A 16,174-nucleotide genomic window follows, 5' to 3' on the forward strand; every position below is an offset into this window, starting at 1 on the left:
CCTGCTCTTTTGCACCGTCGGACTTTCTCCTCTTCATCTCAGGCACCCCTCGTATGCTTAAGGAGGAGGCTACGGATCTTGGCGAGTGCTGCGTCCTTGTCCGAACGATAAGGGATAAGCCCCTTCAGGCGCCCGTCGGCACCGATCATCAGAAGATCGACAGTGTGGTTCATGTGGTAGTTACCGTCGTCAGCAGGCTCCTTCTCAGCGTGAATGATCCAGCCCTTTGCCACCTTGCGCATCTCGTCAGGGTTTCCGGTGACTCCGGTGATGCGATCACCAAACGCCGTGACATAGTCATGCATGACATCTCTGGTGTCGCGCTCGGGATCGATCGAGAAGAACACGGCGCGCAGGGGGCTGCCCTCATCGCCCAGGTCATCCAGCCACCCGGAAACTTCATAGAGCGTGGTCGGGCACGCCTCCGGGCAGTGCGTATAGCCGAAGTAGACGAGAGACGGGTGGCCCTTGAAGATCGATTTGTCGACCGGGCGGCCCTCATCGTCGATCAGTGAGAAATTCTCGTTGAACGGTCCGGCTCTCGGCGTATCGAGATAGACGGAGAACACCAGCGCGACCAGCGATGCGATAAACAGCCCGCTGGCCGAGTAGGCGATTGTCAGGATCGTCTTCGGTCTCATTGGCCATGTCCTTCATGCGCAGAATGTCCGCTGGCGCCCTTGTCGTCTTCAGCCATGGCCAAGCTGCCCTCGAAACTCTCAAACAATTTGAGCGTCGGGCCATCGAGCTTCGCTTCTGCCTCGTTCACGTGACGCGAAAGCAGCTCCGCGTCACGCGGCGAAACCCCAGCGCTCTCATAACCAGCCGGAGATTTGAGCGCATCGCCAGCCAACATTTGAACCCGCCAACCGTGCGGCCATCGCTTGAGGAGCACGCGCCCGCCACGTCCGTCTTGCTTCCATCCGGCTATCGCCCATTCGTCCTGAACAGTGATCGGATCGACAGTAAGTGGTTTGTCGGGTGTCTCGAACATGGTCTTCAGCACGTCCCGGACCGCAGCTTGCGGATCCTCGTCCTCGTGACGCATGTGCACCATGTCCATGGACATCTCTGCGGCATTAGGCGCTGCAGTACCCGCATCGTCGCCATCCAGCGGCCCGGCGAAATTGCCGATAACCAGGCCGACTTGGATTCCGCCAGCCTTTTCGAAGGTTAGAGTTGCCTTGATCGTCTCGCCTTTGCGAAAGGGCTTATCGACATTGTTGAACATCAGGTGGTAGTTCAGGGCCAGCCGGACCGTCGTATGAGGTGGGATTACCAATCCACCTTTGAACTCACGCATCTTCATGATCCCGTTCGCCATATCCATGCGGTGAAGCTGCACGGAATGGGCCCGGTCGGATGCTGCTGCGATCAGCCGGTCAGGCTGATCGCCATCGTTGATAATGGTCAGGTACCCATCGCCAACCTTGGCGCCTGGGACCATTGCATGTGAGGCCGCGTGATCGATGCGGATATCAGCCGCGAACACCGGCAAGGTGGAAGCAAACAGCAGGCCGGCGACAATCGAAGTGATTTTGTTCATAGCCGGGCTCCTCACGAAAATGCGCGCTTGAGAGGCGGGACGAGCCGGATCACCACCTGATCGAGCGCAACAATCGCCAGGATCGCCAGGCCGGTTAGCGGGAAGGCCACGGCAAAGATCGCCGCGACGATCCAGAGGCCACTGTAGACCGAGCGCCGGGGCGGCATCGGTGGAACGCCGACGCGGCCCTGTGGCCGTCGCTTCCACCACATCACAACGCCGGTCACGCAGGACAGCACGATCGTCAGGCAGGTCGCGAGCATCAGGATTTGGTTGAAGCGTCCGTATTCTTGACCTTGGTGGACGCTGATGCCCCATTCGATGCTTTTCCCGAAAATGGGGTATTGGCTGTAGGAGAGGTCGACGAGCGGTTTGCCGGAATACTGGTCGATATGGATCATGCGTTGTCCGGCCACGTCGTCTGGGTAGATGGCCGCGGAATAAACCCCCGCGGCGTCGGCCGGGATTGCAATGTCAAAACCCGGTCGGATGCCGGCTGCTCTTGCTGCCTCGATGGCGACGTCCACCCCGACAGGTTTCTTGGATTGGGCGGCGGCGATATCGGAAAGCGGGACCGGTGCCTTTTCCACCGTCCAGCCGACCTTTGGTAGAATGTCTGAAGTAACCTTTTGCGACTTCGGAACATCATCCCAAAGCTGCGTCGGATAGCCGAGACCATGGCTTCCGAGCCAGGAGTTGACGTTCGCGCCCCAGTAGCTCGACCAGGGCATGCCCGTCAGCGCCAGGAAAAAGATGAGGATGCCGGCGAACGCGCCGGTGACGGCATGGAGGTCACGCCAGAACACACGGCGGGCGGGCGTTCCGCGAACGGTCACGACACCACCTGTCTGCTGGCGTGGCCACCAGAGGTAGATGCCGGTCACCACCAGCACCATTGCAAAACCGGCCGTGATCTCGATCAGCCTGTTGGTGAAATCACCGAACAGGGCAAGGCTATGGATCCGTTTGACGACATAGTTGAACTCTTGATCGCTTGCGACCGCGTCGAGGAGTTTCCCGTCATATGGGTTCAGGAATACCTGGGTCGCGACCTTGTCCTTCGACACGGTAACAATGGCCGATCGTTCCGGTGAGGCGGGATCCTTATAGGAGGTCGCCATAGATCCCGGAACAGCGGTCACTGCGAGGTCCACCAGCTTTTGCGGCGAAAGGGTCCCACCCTCGGGCTTAACGAGATAGCGGTACCCGAATATGGTATCGTTGATCTCGTCCTTGAACAGGTAGAGAGAGCCCGTGACGGACAGGTTGAGCAAAAAAGGGATGACCAACAGTCCTGCGAAAAAGTGCCAGCGCCAGATAGCGCGGTAGAGTGAAACGCTTGAAATAGCGGTATCCGCCGGGTCGGCGGTCGTAATGGAAGACATGAGACTGATCCAGATCCAAAGCCATCTGCGCGAGCAGGCTCGCGACCGTTACAGCACGCGCGACGGCGCCTGCCGAAACGCGGTTCAGACGATGATCAGATCAAGTGGAGGCGCACGCGGACCGGTATTGGGTGGGTAGATCTGGCGGCGGATGCTTTCGGCGCGCAGCGGCAGTTCAGCAACCGAGACGAAGCTGACCGAAATCCCGCCGGTGTCGGTCGGTCCTGGCAGGATGACCCCGGCGTCGATCCTGCACGCCTCGCATCCTTGGGAATGGACCTTATGGGGGGAAGAGGAACCCTTACCGCCATCCTCGGTGGAGGTGATGCAAAGTGTTGGCAAGGTGCCGTCAGGAAGGACAAAACCGGCAAATTCGGCCGCGCGAGCATCGCTTGTCGGCATTGGTGGCTGATGCACGAGACCGAGAAACAGGAGCGCCAGGACGCAAAGCGTCTGAACTATCCATGTCTCGACCTTCCAGAACCGGCTCACGTGCTCACTCCATGTGCGGAAAGGAATAACGGCTTCCGCACCAGTTCTCAACGTGTGATCTCAGATACAACCCTACCAAAATGCCGGACGTTCGCTATGGTGCAATTGGCGCCGGTAGCAGGCAGCCGCTCGGCGAGGGCCTCAAAGACTGTTACTCGGAGTTCCTGTCACCTGTCGCCACGAGGCGGGCCTTTGGACCGTTCGCACTGATTTTCAGCGCCGTCTCCGGCTCTCCATTGCAGCGATCGCAGCTCCGACAAGCACCAGCGGAAGGGCTGCCAGAAATGCTGATGAGATCGGCATATCGAACAACAACAAGTCCGCAAGAACCGGCCACAGGATCGCCATATATTCGAAAGGAGCAAGTAGCGAGGCCTCGGCGTGGCGGAACGAGAGGGTCATTGCGATATGCGCGCACCCTCCGAGCAGCCCTGCCATAACAAGAATGGTAAGGGCATAAGAGTCAGGTATGACCCATCCGAATGGCACAGTCGCAATGCCGCCAATCATGGAAGCGATCACGAAGTAGAATGCGATCGCTCCTGGATTTTCGGTTCGGTTGAGACTGCGGACCATGATCAACGCGAAGGCCGTCAGGATCCCCATCAGCAAGCCCCAGATGTATCCCCACATGCGCCCGGCATCCATGTCTTGATGCCCGAGTTCTGGCCAGACGAGCACAAGAACGCCGGCGAGGCCAAGTACCACACCGCCGATGCGCCAGATTGTGACTTTTTCCGACAGGAGAAGGACACCGGCTATGCTTGTGAAGGTCGGCGACAGATAGGTGAGCAGTGTCGCTTCAGCTAGCGGAAGCCGGGCAATCGACGCGAAGGATGCAAACATAGCGGCAGCGCCAAGGCTTGACCGCAGCAAATGGCCAAGTGGCCGCCGGGTTGCAAGACCCTGCGGGAACTCTTTTCGCATCCACAGATAGACCATGAGTGGAATAAGCGCAAACGCCGAGCGGAAAAAGACGATTTCACCGACGGGGACGTCTTCCGCAACTGCTTTGATGCAGATCGACATTCCGGCGAACAGAAAGCCTGACAGGATGCGAAGCAGAATTCCGATCCGCGGATTTGCTATCACCGGCTCGCTGGCCGCTGTCGGAACGTTATGCTGAGCTCTGGTGATAGCGGCGTCCCCATGAATAAGAAGGCCGTGCTCCTCAAAGGGCACGACATCAACTAGCGCACAAAGTGGATATGTGGTCTCGAATGATATGGGGAGCTCTCGACCCGCGCATCTACAGAAAATACGTCACGCAGCAATTCTTGCGTGATCACGTCCTCCGGCGAACCCGATGCGACGATCTTCCCGGACTGCATGACGATCAGACTGTCGCAGAACATCGCTGCATGATTGATGTCATGCAGCGCGATGACGCTCGTGATTGGCAAAGCCGATACGAGCCGCATCAGGTTGATCTGATGGTGGATGTCGAGATGATTGGTCGGCTCGTCGAGAACCAGTTCCTTTGGGGACTGCGCTAATGCGCGGGCGAGGTGAGTACGCTGCCTTTCGCCGCCCGACAGGCTTTGCCAGCGGTCGTTTCGCTTCGCTGTCATTTCGGTGCGTTCGAGAGCAGAGGTCACGGCCGCATCGTCCGCCACCGTCCACCCGGAAAACATCGAGCGATGCGGAAACCGGCCCAGTTTGACGACGTCGATAACCTTCAGGCTGGCGTTGGTGGTGGCGTGCTGCTCGATGAACGCAACACGTTGGGCCATGGACCGGCGCCCGATCTGTGCGATGTCCTTTCCGTCGAGGGTGACGCGCCCCGCCGTCGGCTTCTTCAGGCCGGCAAGCAGTCGCAGCAAGGAGGTTTTTCCAGAGCCGTTCGGGCCGAGCAAACCTAGCATCTTCCCTGGCTCGGCGGCGAACGACAACCCGTCGATGATAGTCTTCGGCCCAATCTTCCAGATCAGGTTGTCAGCCTCGATACTCATGACGCACGCCGGAACCGGTAAAGGATAATCGCGAAAAACGGTACGCCGACCAGCGCCGTTACCACGCCGATCGGAAGAACCTGCTGCGGGATGAGAACACGGGAGGCAATGTCGGCAGCGACCATGAAGACGGCTCCTACAATGGCGCAAGCCGGCATCAGTCGTACATGCAAAGGCCCGACGGCGAAGCGCGCTGCATGCGGAACCACCAGTCCGACGAATCCGATCGTACCAACCATGCTGACGATGGTGGCAGTCATCACGGCTGTAACGCCGAACAGGATAAGCCGGGCCCGGCCGACGTTGACGCCAAGCGATGCCGCAGCCTCGTCACCAAATGCAAACGCGTCCAGCACGCGCGCGTATAGGAGGCATACGACCAGCCCGATGCCAACGACGATAGAGACAAGGGCGAATTCGGGCCAGCGCACCGCCCCGAAGCTGCCGAGCAGCCAGAACATCACGTCGCGGGCCTGCTGGGCATTGCCTGACGTGGTGACGATATAGGACGTCGCGGCGTTGAACAGTTGCGAGGCGGCGACCCCGGCAAGAATGGTCTGGTCAGCACCGCCGCGCGCGCCATTCGAGAGCAGGGCCACGAAAAAGAAAGCCGCAAACGCGCCGATAAAAGCGCCGGCCGAGAGAGATATCGAACCGGCGCCAAGGCCCAGGATGACCACGGCCACCGTTCCGGTGGAAGCGCCGGCCGAGATGCCGAGAACATAGGGTTCTGCCAGCGGATTGCGGAGCAACGATTGCAGGATGGCGCCGGAGAGTGCCAGGCCTGCCCCGCAGAAGACAGCGACCAGAGCACGGCTGAGGCGATAATCCCAAATGATCGTTTCGTGGATACGGTTCAGCTCGACGTGCGTCCAGCCCAGGCGATTTGCGATGGCGGCATACGTTGAAGCAAGCGGGATCGGCATGTCTCCGATCCCGACACTGATACCCACGATCATCGATATGCAGGCAGCTGAGGCCAGCAATACCGCGACAAGCAACAGGAAGCGACTGTACCGTTGAACGCCGTCGCTTTTGATGGCGGCGATGCTCACTGACGCAGACCGAGTGCCTTGAGCTGCGCGGCGATGCTTTCCGCGCCGAATATCGTCTGGATTGTTGGGTTCATGGCCTGCCCCTCCATCATCACGATGGCGTTGTTCTTGACCGCCGGCATCTGGCTTGTGGCAGAATCGGTCTTCAGAAACTTTATCTTTGCCTCCGCCTTGTCGAGCTCCCAACGATTACGGTCAACCTGGGCAACGACGATGACGTCCGGGTCCGTTGCAATGATGCTTTCCCAGCCAAGTGCGGGCGAGTCGGCCTCAGATGTGATGGCATTTGTTCCTCCCAGAACATCGGCGATAAAGCCCGATGGCGTGTTCTTGCCGCCGAGATATGCGTCCGCAGCCGGGGAGGGGCTGGAGAACCAGAAGACATACGAGAGCTTCTTGCCATCCTTGGGAGTCTCTGCTCTGAGCGCAGCCTCGCGCTTTTTGAGGTCCTCGATCAGGGCTTGCCCGCGCTCGCTGACGTCGAAGATCTGGGAAAGCTCCCCGATCTCCTGGTAGAGCGTCGCCATATTCCAGAGCTGGCTGCGGTTGCCGTACCCGAATTTGTCCTTGGCGGCGCCTTCGGCAACACACGCGCTCGGTGACAGGTATGCCGGGATGCCAAGCTTTTCGAAATCGTCGCGTTTGGCGACCTTACTGGATGGTCCCATGAGACTTGGAAGGGCGGCTGCCACGAAGTCGGGCTGCTGTGCAAGAACGGCCTCGAAGCTCGGAAACTCGATGGTCAGCAGCTTCACTTTGGCGTAGGCCTCCGACACCTGTGGCAGGGGCTTGTTGGGCCAGAAGGCGGTTCCCGCCATCTTGTCTTCCAGGCCGAGCATCAGCATGATTTCTGCGCTGCCCTGACCAAGTCCGACAGCGCGCTCCGGCGCCTTCGTAAAGGTAACCTTCACACCGCAATTCTCGACAGTCAGCGGATATGTTGTGGAAGCTGCCGAAGCCGAGTTGGCCGTCGCGCCGAGCAAAACGCATAGACCTGTCATCGCCAGTAGTGTTCTCACGCTTTCCGACCCCTCATGTCCGCCTGCTGTCAGGCCGCTTCTTGAAGGGTCGTCTAACTATTTTTAGACCTTAAAACAAGAGCAGTACGGTCATGTTTCGTCGTCTCGGCAATCTCGCGGAGATCGGGCGACTGGCATTGTGAGCCTTCTTCGACACCACATAAGGGCCTTCAATCCGCGGTGCCGACTACGGTCTTTGTCTGTTTATATATTGGCTGCTTGTCATCGCGACAGTGGTTTGGCCGCTCTGCGCTCTTTGCGTAGCCGCCCCGACTATCAAGACGCTGCATCGTCAAAGTTGGCCGTTGCCCCGACAATGATCGGGACCGTCACTCTCAAACGGTCTCGCTGTTCTGCAAGGAAGTGCGCAACGGCGTCATGAGGCAGTTATCCTGCACGAGCCATGTAGGACGTGGATCGAGCTTCCGCGCTCAGGGCGCGGGAGATGATTGTGCGGCTTTCCATATAGCCCGAATTTCGCGGCCGGCAGGCCGCCCTTCTTATTCCCCCAGCGTTGGTTTGTACTGCCGCGCGACACGGGCAACCCGCGCCCCATAGAGACGCGCTGTTTCGAGATCGCCCAAAGACATTTCGTCCCGGGCTGCGTCAGCGTCGGACTGCGCCATCGGCCCAATATATGGTCCCGTCCGGTTCGCGTCGTGACGCTTGGACGCTTTCGTGTTCGAGCCTTGATGCCCAGGCTCACCCAAACGCCACCATGCTGCCCGGAAAGAAGGACAAAGTATTGCGGCGTATCTAGCTTGTCGCATAACGCCCCGCCCGAAGGCTATCGGGACCGGTTGGTGTCAATTCAAGAATGATTGCCAGCGGACCTATGGATCCGGAATAGGTAACCGCGTCGGCCACATGGGCGGTGAGAGCTCCGGTGAGAAAGGCGATCACAATAGAGGAGAAAACGCGCATGTGAGCAATTCCAGTCCGTGCGGCCTCCCCAGGTCCTGCTTGCCGATCGGGCCGCTTCTCAGGATAGCTCTCCTTGATCAGGTGTTGCGCCGCGTGCTGTCGGCACCATATTGTTTTTCCTGCGGCACTAATGCCTTCAACGACTATTATCATCTGCGTTTGGCGCTTGTTCAAAACGAGGTTTTTCGGCGACGCTTTTGCCGTGAATCTCACACTCTCGCAATGTCCTACACCGTGAGCAATACCTCAAAGGAAGGACGCTTGTTTCTCAACCCCGGCGCATTTCTCCCCTTGAAAATGGATCCGACTGCTCGCGCCGCCCTTTGTATCTGAGATGGGGGCGACGGCGGTCCTCACACTGCAGATCGGCTTGGCTGAGATGCTGTCAGACGATCTTGGCAAGGGGTCCTAAATGGTTTGATCTCAAACCTGGTCGCCAGATCGACGGTCGGGACTTCGGAGCTTGTCGTATCAAATTTTAACGAATTGGATAACCTGATTTGAAACCGCTCTCGGTAGATAAGGGCGTCCTTTTCGAGACGGTGCATGATGATCCTCACGCTGCAGAATGCCATTCTTGAAATGATTGCCAAAGGGGAGCCCTTGGCGAGCACGATGGCGGAGCTGTGCTTGAGGGTCGAGGCCGCCATTCCCGGCATATCCGCCTCGGTTCTGGCATACGATGGTCGCTGCCTGCGAACGCTCGCCGCCCCTTCGCTTCCGGTGTCGTATTCCGCGGCGATCGACAACTTGACGGCCGGCCCATCGGCGGGTTCCTGTGGCACGGCCGCCTACCATGCGGAGCCGGTGATCGTCACCGACATCGAAACAGACCCACGCTGGCAGGATTATCGGGCCCTCGTTGCTCCGATCGGCATCCGTGCCTGCTGGTCGAGCCCGATCAAGAGCGGCGACCGCGTTGTGGGTACGTTCGCATTTTACTTTCGGGACGCGCGAGGCCCCAGCAACCTGGAACAGAAGGTTGTCGACGCTTGCGTCTATCTTTGCTCAATTGCTATCGACCGCGAAGAGCGTGTTATGGAGCGCCAGCGCCTGACCTACACGGACGCTTTGACCGGCCTGCCGAACCGCGCCGCATTCGATCGCGTCCTGAGCGGTCCGACTGTCGCCAGCCGGCGTTGGGGAATACTGCTGGCCGACATCGATAATCTGAAGCTCGTGAATGATACGTTCGGTCATGCGGCCGGCGATTCGCTGATCAAGGTTGTTGCCGACCGCTTCCGGGCCGCCGCTGAGCCAGAGTTCATCTTCCGGCTCGGCGGCGATGAATTTGCCTTGATCATGTTTCCCGAACAGGATCTCGATCTGAGCCGGTCGGCGACGGAAATCCTCGCAGCATTGGCGCTGCCCGCCGATTGTGATGGTCATGTCGTCTTTCCCGCCGCAACCATCGGCGGGGCGGTGCCAGAAGACGGACTGACGCCCGACCAGATCCGGCGAAACGCCGACGTGGCACTTTATCACGCAAAGGAAAACAAACGCGGCCAGTATTTCCAGTTTCACCGCGGCCTCGGCACCGCGATAACCAGGCGTTTCAGAGCGGTTCGGGACGTCAGTCTTGCGCTCTCGCAGGATCGCATTAATCCGCATTATCAGCCCATAGTTCGCATCGACACCAGAGAGATTGTTGGCTTTGAAGCACTGTGCCGGATGACTACGCCGTCGGGCGAGGTTATCGCGGCGGCGCACTTCCAGGAAGCCACGAAGGATGCTCGCGTGGCGGCTGAACTGACTCAGCGGATGATGACAAGCGTGGCGCGCGACATGCGGAGCTGGCTTGACGCGGGTCTCCCTCTGCAGCATGTCGGCATCAACCTTTCCGCCGCAGACTTTCGCGCCGGAGCCTTGAGGGAAACGATCTGCAAAGCTTTCGACGATGCTGAAGTTCCGCTCGACCACGTCATACTGGAGGTGACGGAATCGGTCTACCTCGGGCAGCGCGACCATGTTGTTGCGGCAGAGATCCGGGCACTGCGCGCAGAAGGCATAAAAGTGGCCCTGGACGATTTTGGGACCGGATTTGCCTCCCTTACGCACTTGCTGACCATGCCGGTCGATATCCTCAAAATAGATAAGTCCTTTGTCGATCGAATGACGCCTGGAGATGCTGGCGTATTCATCGTCGAAGGGCTGATCGGAATTGCCAGCAACCTCGGCGTCCGGGTGGTAGCAGAAGGAATAGAATCTGAAGCCCAGGCCGAACAGCTGGAAAAGCTCGGTTGCAAGCTCGGGCAGGGATATCTTTTCTCAAGGGCAGTCAACCGCGTAGAGGCAACGACGTTGCTCAGAGATCGCGCTCAGCGGCCTCCACATCAAACTGCGGCCAACAGTTTCGTATCGACGCAGGGTTCTTTGCCGCGCCACTAGTTAATTAAGCTATTTTAGAGCCAAGGATAGGGAATGCAGAAGCGGATTCAGGTGAACCAGCTACGGGTCGGGATGTTCGTCGAGGACGTTGAGCTGGGCGGCTATGGTGATGCAACCCGATCCGAGCCATTTCTGATCAGGTCTAATAGCGACGTCAGACGCATCATGGCAAGCCCCGTCAAAAGTGTGGTCATCAATGTCGCCAAAGGCATCGATCTTGATCGAAACCCGGCTCCGCAAGGAGAGGACGCTGCGAGCTATAAGGCAAGGCTGCTGATGGTGTTCACTCCCCAGGAGATCGGGCGAGCGCGACAGTCTATCAGGGAGATCGATCCATATCTCCGGCAAGTTCTTAGCGACGCCCGCTTGCAAGCTTGCTTCGCTGACGGACCGGCCAGCACAGCCGTGGAGCGGATCATGTCCGCATCGCTCGAGAATGCCGGCGCCCTGATTGCTGTTGCCAAGCTGAAGGAGAAGGACGAGGTCACCTTTCTTCATTCGCTGGCGGTCAGCGCGCTCATGGTAACGCTCGGACGTAGCCTCGGCCACAGCGAAGACGAAATTCGCCTGCTGGGCCTCGGCGGGCTGGTGCATGATCTGGGCAAGATGACGCTCTCCGACGACATTCTGACCAAGACTGGCAAACTGACGGCCAAGGAGATGGAGCTTGTTCGACAGCATCCGCAGCTTGGCTATGAGATGGTCTCAAGAGCAGGCACGGCGCCGAAGGAGGTTCTGGACATCTGTCGCTATCATCACGAACGGTATGACGGTGGGGGTTACCCCGGCGGACTTTCCGGCAGGAAGATACCCTACGTCGCGCGGCTGGCTGCGATCTGCGACGTCTACGAGGCGCTCACCACAATCCGCCCCTATAAACGTGCCTTCACGCAGACCGAGGCCATCAACATGATGATGAATTCGCCGGGGCACTTCGATGCGAAGCTCCTATCTGCTTTCGTTTCAAGGATGGTCATAAGCGGGACGATCCATTAGCCGCCTGTCTCCGCAGATCTCGTCCCGGCATTACTACCGCAAGCGCCGAAACCAGTAGTTAGATCTCGTTAACCATATTCCTCTAGTGTGGTCTTCTCGACGCGGTTCTCCTCCCTACGCTGTCGATTGAAAAACTTAAGGCCGTGAGACTTGTCTCCGGCCTTATTTCGTTCGTTAATCATCACCCGCTTTTCCAGGCGAGACGTATCTGACCCCAACGTCGGCTTCGCGCGACCTAAGCGCTGTACCGCATTTGAGTCTGAGGCATGGGACTCGGTATAAGAGGGTGAGCATCCGGCGAAGGCCGCGCTCCTGGTCACTGATCTCTCTGTGACCAACTTCTTAAGTTGGGCCGACAGGCTGGACACCGGCTCAAGGGAAGGGGAGGGGCGACCTGCGATAGATCTTCCTTGAGAACGAATTCGCCTAGGCTGTTCATGCTGCCTCGATGTCGGTCTGATTAAAATCCTCTCCGATAAACAAAAGGGCATCATCGGCGCGTTTTGCCAAGGCGTATGAAAAACAATCGGCGAAGTTCAGGCTGGCGGGATGTCGGCCCTTGCCATAGGTCAGCCACGCCCGAGTGGCGAGGTCGACCAGCTCGGAATCGACGGGAATAATCTCGGCTGCGATCTTGGAAAGCCACACATCGATTTCGGCCAATGCATGCTCGCCGCGCCGGCTGACCATCACCATACGCGCCTCGAACACGCATGTGGCTGGAATCAATCGGATCGGGTCGGAGACGATGGCTCTCTCAAGTCGTTCCGCCTGCGGCTCGTCGCGCAGGATTGCGACGATGGCCGATGTATCGATGACCATCAGTTGGGAATTCCGTCTTCGTCGAACCCGACAATGTCCTCATCGCTGCGCTTTTCCAGTTCAGGGAGCCGTGCTATTCTTTTGCGAACGGAGCGCAGCTCATCAAGCAAGCGGTCTTTCGGAACCTCGCCATGCCCTAGCCGGTGGAGGCGTTCGGTCAAGGCCTGATGGATCGCCGCCGTTTTGCTGATTCCCTGGCGCCGAGCAAGTTCGTCCACCAGCGCTACCGTAGCTGGATTCTTGATGTTCAGCGACACGAACACCTCCAAAATCTACCTTTTCACAGTTTTCTACCAACAACATGAGCTCGTGTCAAATACGGCCCGGTAAGCTTCTGTAGTGATTTAGATCCGCGACAGCCATCGCCGTTGCACCAGTAACGTGGCGAAGCTGCAGTATGCACTTCCCTTTTAAACCTTGACTTCTAGATTACAGCGTCATTTAGTGACTCAAAAGTCATTAAACGGAGAAAGCCATGAAACAAATGGAGGTTCTCATCGTCGGAGCAGGACCGACCGGCCTGGCTCTGGCACTCTGGCTCACCAAACAGGGCATTAAAATCCGGATCATCGACAAAAGCAGCGGCCCAGGCGAGACCTCGCGTGCAATGGCTGTCCAGGCTCGCACATTGGAATTCTACCGCCAGCTCGACCTGGCAGACGCGGTCGTGAATGCGGGATACAAGACCCCCGCTATGAACATGTGGGCGCGCGGCAAGCGGCAGGTGCAGATCGAACTAGCTGACGCGGGCGAGAAAATCTCGCCTTACCCGTTTGTCTTGGTGTTCCCCCAAGACCGCCATGAACGGCTGCTGGTAGAGCGGCTTGGCGTCCTCGGGATCGAGGTCGAGCGCCAGACCAAACTGTTATCGTTTGAAGACAAGGGCGACCACGTGAGCGCTCTCTTGAGACTTCCCGACGGTCAGGAAGAATCCTGTACCGCTGCTTACCTGGCTGGCTGTGATGGCGCACGCTCGCCGATCCGCCATGAGATTGGCGCTGGATTCGAGGGAGGTACCTATAAGCAACTGTTTTACGTCGCGGACGTTGTGGCGAGCGGTGTAAACCCTGCCAGCGAAGCGCACGTGGCTTTCGATAAGTCCGATTTTGTGCTCGTCATGCCCTATGGCGAGGTGCAACAATACCGTTTGATCGGAACCGTGCGCGGTGAACGTGCCGAACACCCTGAAACACTAAGTTTCGAAGATGTTGGCCAAGACGCTATTCGGGGCCTCAATGTCACGGTGGATAAGGTTAATTGGTTCTCGACGTACCGCGTCCACCACCGCGTCACGGATAAGTTCCGTCGTGGGCGCGTGTTTCTCCTTGGCGACGCCGCGCACGTGCACAGTCCGGCGGGTGGCCAAGGCATGAACACCGGTATTTTGGACGCCATTAATCTGGCATGGAAGCTCGCGGCCGTGATTAAGGGCCAGGCACCCAACAGCCTGCTCGATAGTTATGCGGTGGAGCGCCAGACGTTCGCGCGCAAACTCGTCGAAACCACCGATAAGCTATTCACCTTCGCCACCGCCGAAGGCAGTTTTGCTGAATTTGTTCGCACGCACATCGCGCCAACCTTCATCAGCGTTGCCTATCTCAGCGAGAATGTGCGTGAGTATATGTTCCGGATCGTCTCCCAGACGACGCTCAGCTATGACGACAGCCCACTCAGCGAAGGGAAGGCGGGAAGCGTGCAGGGCGGTGACCGCCTGCCATGGGCGCCCGTCGCAGGGTCCGATAACTATGCGCTACTCACGGCGATCGGTTGGCAGGTGCATGTGTACGGTGAAGCCCAGGCCGATCTCAGCAGCTGGTGCCAAGACAAGGGCATTCCGCTGCACGTCTTCAGCTGGCAGCCAAATCACAAAAAGGCGGGGCTGGCGCAGAACGCGGCCTATCTTCTACGCCCCGATACATACGTGGGCATCGCTGACCCTCAAGGATCGGCGGCCGCGCTTGACAAATACCTGCTTGATCGGGGCATCAATTTGAAGGTTTAGCTTCCAGGTCAGGGAAACCATATGAAAGACCCGACACCCAAGAGGCGCCGCCGGAAAGATGCTCGTCCAGGAGAGATCATCAACGCGGCTATGGACGTGTTCGTAGAACACGGTTTTGCTGCCTCCAAGCTGACCGACGTCGCCATACGCGCGGGCGTCGCCAAGGGGACGCTGTATCTCTATTTCGAAACTAAGGAGGATCTGTTCCGCGCCACAGCGCGTCAGGCGCTGACCACCAATCTGGAGGCGGTCGAGCAAAGTTCGGCCGCTTTCAATGGCTCCATAGCGGATCTGGTGCCCGTGCTGCTGAAGCGGGCGGCCGGCCGGATGGGCGATGGGCGCATCGCAGGCATCGTGCGCATGGTTCTCGCAGAAAGCAGGGCTTTTCCTGATCTGGCGCGGATATGGCATGACGAGGTCGTCGCGCGTATCCTCGGCCGGCTGGCGGAGCTGATCGCAGCGGCACAAGCGCGGGGTGAAGTGCGGGCGGGGGACCCGGGGCTGTTCGCCATATCGATCGTCGGGCCGATGGTGCTGGGCGTGCTGTTCCAAGAGGTGTTTGGATCGGACAGCCGACACGCCCCCGACCTTGATTTACTGGCCACCCAGCATGCTGAGACGGTCCTGCAGGGGCTACTCGCTAAGCCGTGAAGGGAACGAGCTTGCGCGATTTTGGTTGGAAATAGAGTAGGTGGAAGAGCGAGTGGCGTCGACGCTTTCATAGACCCCGACAGCGGACTTTTACCTTCTTCGTACAAGTCTTTGGTAGACTTCGTTCCTCAAGCACCACAATCTGGTTCACTCGATGAGCCGCCGCGGCAACCGCCATGACAATGAGGTGGCCGAGAGCTTCTTCAATCTTTTGAAGTGGGAGCGGACGTCGCAGGCTACCGTTCACGTGATGATGCTCGCCAGGATGTATTCGGCTACATCGATATGTTCTACAATCCGAAACGCAAGCACGTCAGAAACGGAATGCTGTCGCCCGTCGAGTTCGAGAAACGGCAGAAAATCTAATCCGAGGATGTCGACGAAACCCGGGACTATTCACTTCAAGAAGCCCTGACCGCTAAGGTTTTGTTCGACCTCTGCCGGCATGCCATGATCCGTATTCTCGGCCCGCTTTTGCGGATCCCGTAAATGATGGGCCACGAATTTCAGGAGCAGGGCTTCCGGCGCCGGCCAAGGCAGTGACTTGCCTGATGCCGCCAGCGACCAGGCCCGCAGATAGGCGAGATCGGAGGTCAAGGGCGCGTAAAGTGTTTGCGCCCATGCCTTCGTTGACCAGATGCCGAAGCGTTTCGACGTCCTGATCGGTGAGCAGCTCAGCGAGTTCGTCGCACCGCTCCATCGGCCGCACGGCTGCAATCGTATCGAGATCCTGGGCACGGCGATCGACGGCGCTCATTTTGGGAGACCGTGTTCGTCGTAAAATTCGTCATGATTTGAGGTGGCGCCCGCCGGCACGTTGAAGCGCTCTGCGTCCATCATCGCCCAGAGCTCCTCCCACATCTCGGAGCCTTTTGAGATCGGATTCATTTCTACGACGGGCGTTCCATCAGGGCAGATCAAAAACGTGATCGCCGCGCGTTA

The 16,174-nt window shown here is 58.6% G+C and carries 14 protein-coding genes and 2 pseudogenes; 5 read left to right on the forward strand and 11 right to left on the reverse strand.

All coding sequences use genetic code 11. The features are described 5' to 3' along the window. Window positions 1-38 precede the first annotated feature (38 nt). The 8 genes from KX729_RS26045 to KX729_RS26080 form a co-directional block, all read right to left on the reverse strand. On the reverse strand, window positions 39-641 hold the full coding sequence (locus KX729_RS26045) for an SCO family protein (protein ID WP_219745394.1): 603 nt from the start codon (window positions 639-641) through the stop codon (window positions 39-41). After that, window positions 638-1,546, reverse strand: a complete 909-nt coding sequence (locus KX729_RS26050; RefSeq protein ID WP_219745395.1) for a copper uptake system-associated protein — start codon at window positions 1,544-1,546, stop codon at window positions 638-640. The genes KX729_RS26045 and KX729_RS26050 overlap by 4 nt, the downstream gene beginning before the upstream one ends. Before the next feature lie 11 nt (window positions 1,547-1,557). Next, window positions 1,558-2,931 (reverse strand): PepSY-associated TM helix domain-containing protein, encoded by a 1,374-nt coding sequence (locus KX729_RS26055; protein WP_219745396.1) that lies wholly within the window; start codon window positions 2,929-2,931, stop codon window positions 1,558-1,560. An 84-nt stretch (window positions 2,932-3,015) separates the two neighbouring features. Continuing rightward, complete coding sequence (locus KX729_RS26060; protein WP_219745397.1) at window positions 3,016-3,423, reverse strand: hypothetical protein; 408 nt, start codon at window positions 3,421-3,423, stop codon at window positions 3,016-3,018. Window positions 3,424-3,636: 213 nt separating this feature from the next. Next, window positions 3,637-4,605 carry a DMT family transporter gene (locus KX729_RS26065; protein ID WP_312992027.1) on the reverse strand — a complete coding sequence of 323 codons (969 nt, stop codon included), beginning with the start codon at window positions 4,603-4,605 and terminating at the stop codon, window positions 3,637-3,639. 8 nt (window positions 4,606-4,613) lie between these two features. Then, a complete protein-coding gene (locus KX729_RS26070; protein WP_219745398.1) occupies window positions 4,614-5,375 on the reverse strand; it encodes an ABC transporter ATP-binding protein in 762 nt (253 codons plus the stop codon). After that, the gene (locus KX729_RS26075) at window positions 5,372-6,379 is read right to left on the reverse strand and encodes a FecCD family ABC transporter permease (RefSeq protein WP_512699458.1); all 1,008 of its coding nucleotides are present in this window, start codon (window positions 6,377-6,379) and stop codon (window positions 5,372-5,374) included. The genes KX729_RS26070 and KX729_RS26075 overlap by 4 nt, the downstream gene beginning before the upstream one ends. 47 nt (window positions 6,380-6,426) lie before the next feature. Continuing rightward, a complete protein-coding gene (locus KX729_RS26080) occupies window positions 6,427-7,431 on the reverse strand; it encodes an ABC transporter substrate-binding protein (protein ID WP_219745438.1) in 1,005 nt (334 codons plus the stop codon). A gap of 1,491 nt (window positions 7,432-8,922) precedes the next feature. On the opposite strand from KX729_RS26080, the gene KX729_RS26085 reads away from it, so the two are divergent. Together KX729_RS26085 and KX729_RS26090 are read left to right on the forward strand one after the other, a co-directional pair. Continuing rightward, window positions 8,923-10,761, forward strand: coding sequence for a putative bifunctional diguanylate cyclase/phosphodiesterase (locus KX729_RS26085; protein ID WP_219745439.1), 1,839 nt, complete (start codon window positions 8,923-8,925; stop codon window positions 10,759-10,761). A gap of 33 nt (window positions 10,762-10,794) precedes the next feature. Beyond that, a complete protein-coding gene (locus KX729_RS26090; RefSeq protein ID WP_219745399.1) occupies window positions 10,795-11,757 on the forward strand; it encodes a cyclic di-GMP phosphodiesterase in 963 nt (320 codons plus the stop codon). Between the two features lie 435 nt (window positions 11,758-12,192). On the opposite strand, the gene KX729_RS26095 is transcribed toward KX729_RS26090, so the two are convergent. Next, the gene (locus KX729_RS26095) at window positions 12,193-12,579 is read right to left on the reverse strand and encodes a type II toxin-antitoxin system VapC family toxin (protein WP_219745400.1); all 387 of its coding nucleotides are present in this window, start codon (window positions 12,577-12,579) and stop codon (window positions 12,193-12,195) included. Next, window positions 12,579-12,836, reverse strand: coding sequence for a type II toxin-antitoxin system VapB family antitoxin (locus KX729_RS26100; RefSeq protein ID WP_219745401.1), 258 nt, complete (start codon window positions 12,834-12,836; stop codon window positions 12,579-12,581). Before KX729_RS26100 ends, KX729_RS26095 begins: the two co-directional genes overlap by 1 nt. Before the next feature lie 218 nt (window positions 12,837-13,054). On the opposite strand from KX729_RS26100, the gene KX729_RS26105 reads away from it, so the two are divergent. The 3 genes and pseudogenes from KX729_RS26105 to KX729_RS26115 form a co-directional block, all read left to right on the forward strand. Continuing rightward, the gene (locus tag KX729_RS26105; RefSeq protein WP_246617857.1) at window positions 13,055-14,581 is read left to right on the forward strand and encodes an FAD-dependent oxidoreductase; all 1,527 of its coding nucleotides are present in this window, start codon (window positions 13,055-13,057) and stop codon (window positions 14,579-14,581) included. A 21-nt stretch (window positions 14,582-14,602) separates the two neighbouring features. After that, the gene (locus KX729_RS26110) at window positions 14,603-15,232 is read left to right on the forward strand and encodes a TetR family transcriptional regulator (protein WP_219745402.1); all 630 of its coding nucleotides are present in this window, start codon (window positions 14,603-14,605) and stop codon (window positions 15,230-15,232) included. Between the two features lie 121 nt (window positions 15,233-15,353). Next, window positions 15,354-15,598, forward strand: a pseudogene (locus tag KX729_RS26115) (IS3 family transposase); the annotation flags it as partial. 33 nt (window positions 15,599-15,631) lie between these two features. Here KX729_RS26115 and KX729_RS33705 read toward each other — a convergent pair. Next, window positions 15,632-15,989 (reverse strand): annotated as a pseudogene (locus tag KX729_RS33705) (integrase); the annotation flags it as partial. Window positions 15,990-16,174 lie beyond the last annotated feature (185 nt).

The organism is Neorhizobium populisoli (assembly GCF_019430945.1).
In the GTDB taxonomy this organism is placed as follows: Bacteria; Pseudomonadota; Alphaproteobacteria; order Rhizobiales; family Rhizobiaceae; genus Neorhizobium; species Neorhizobium populisoli.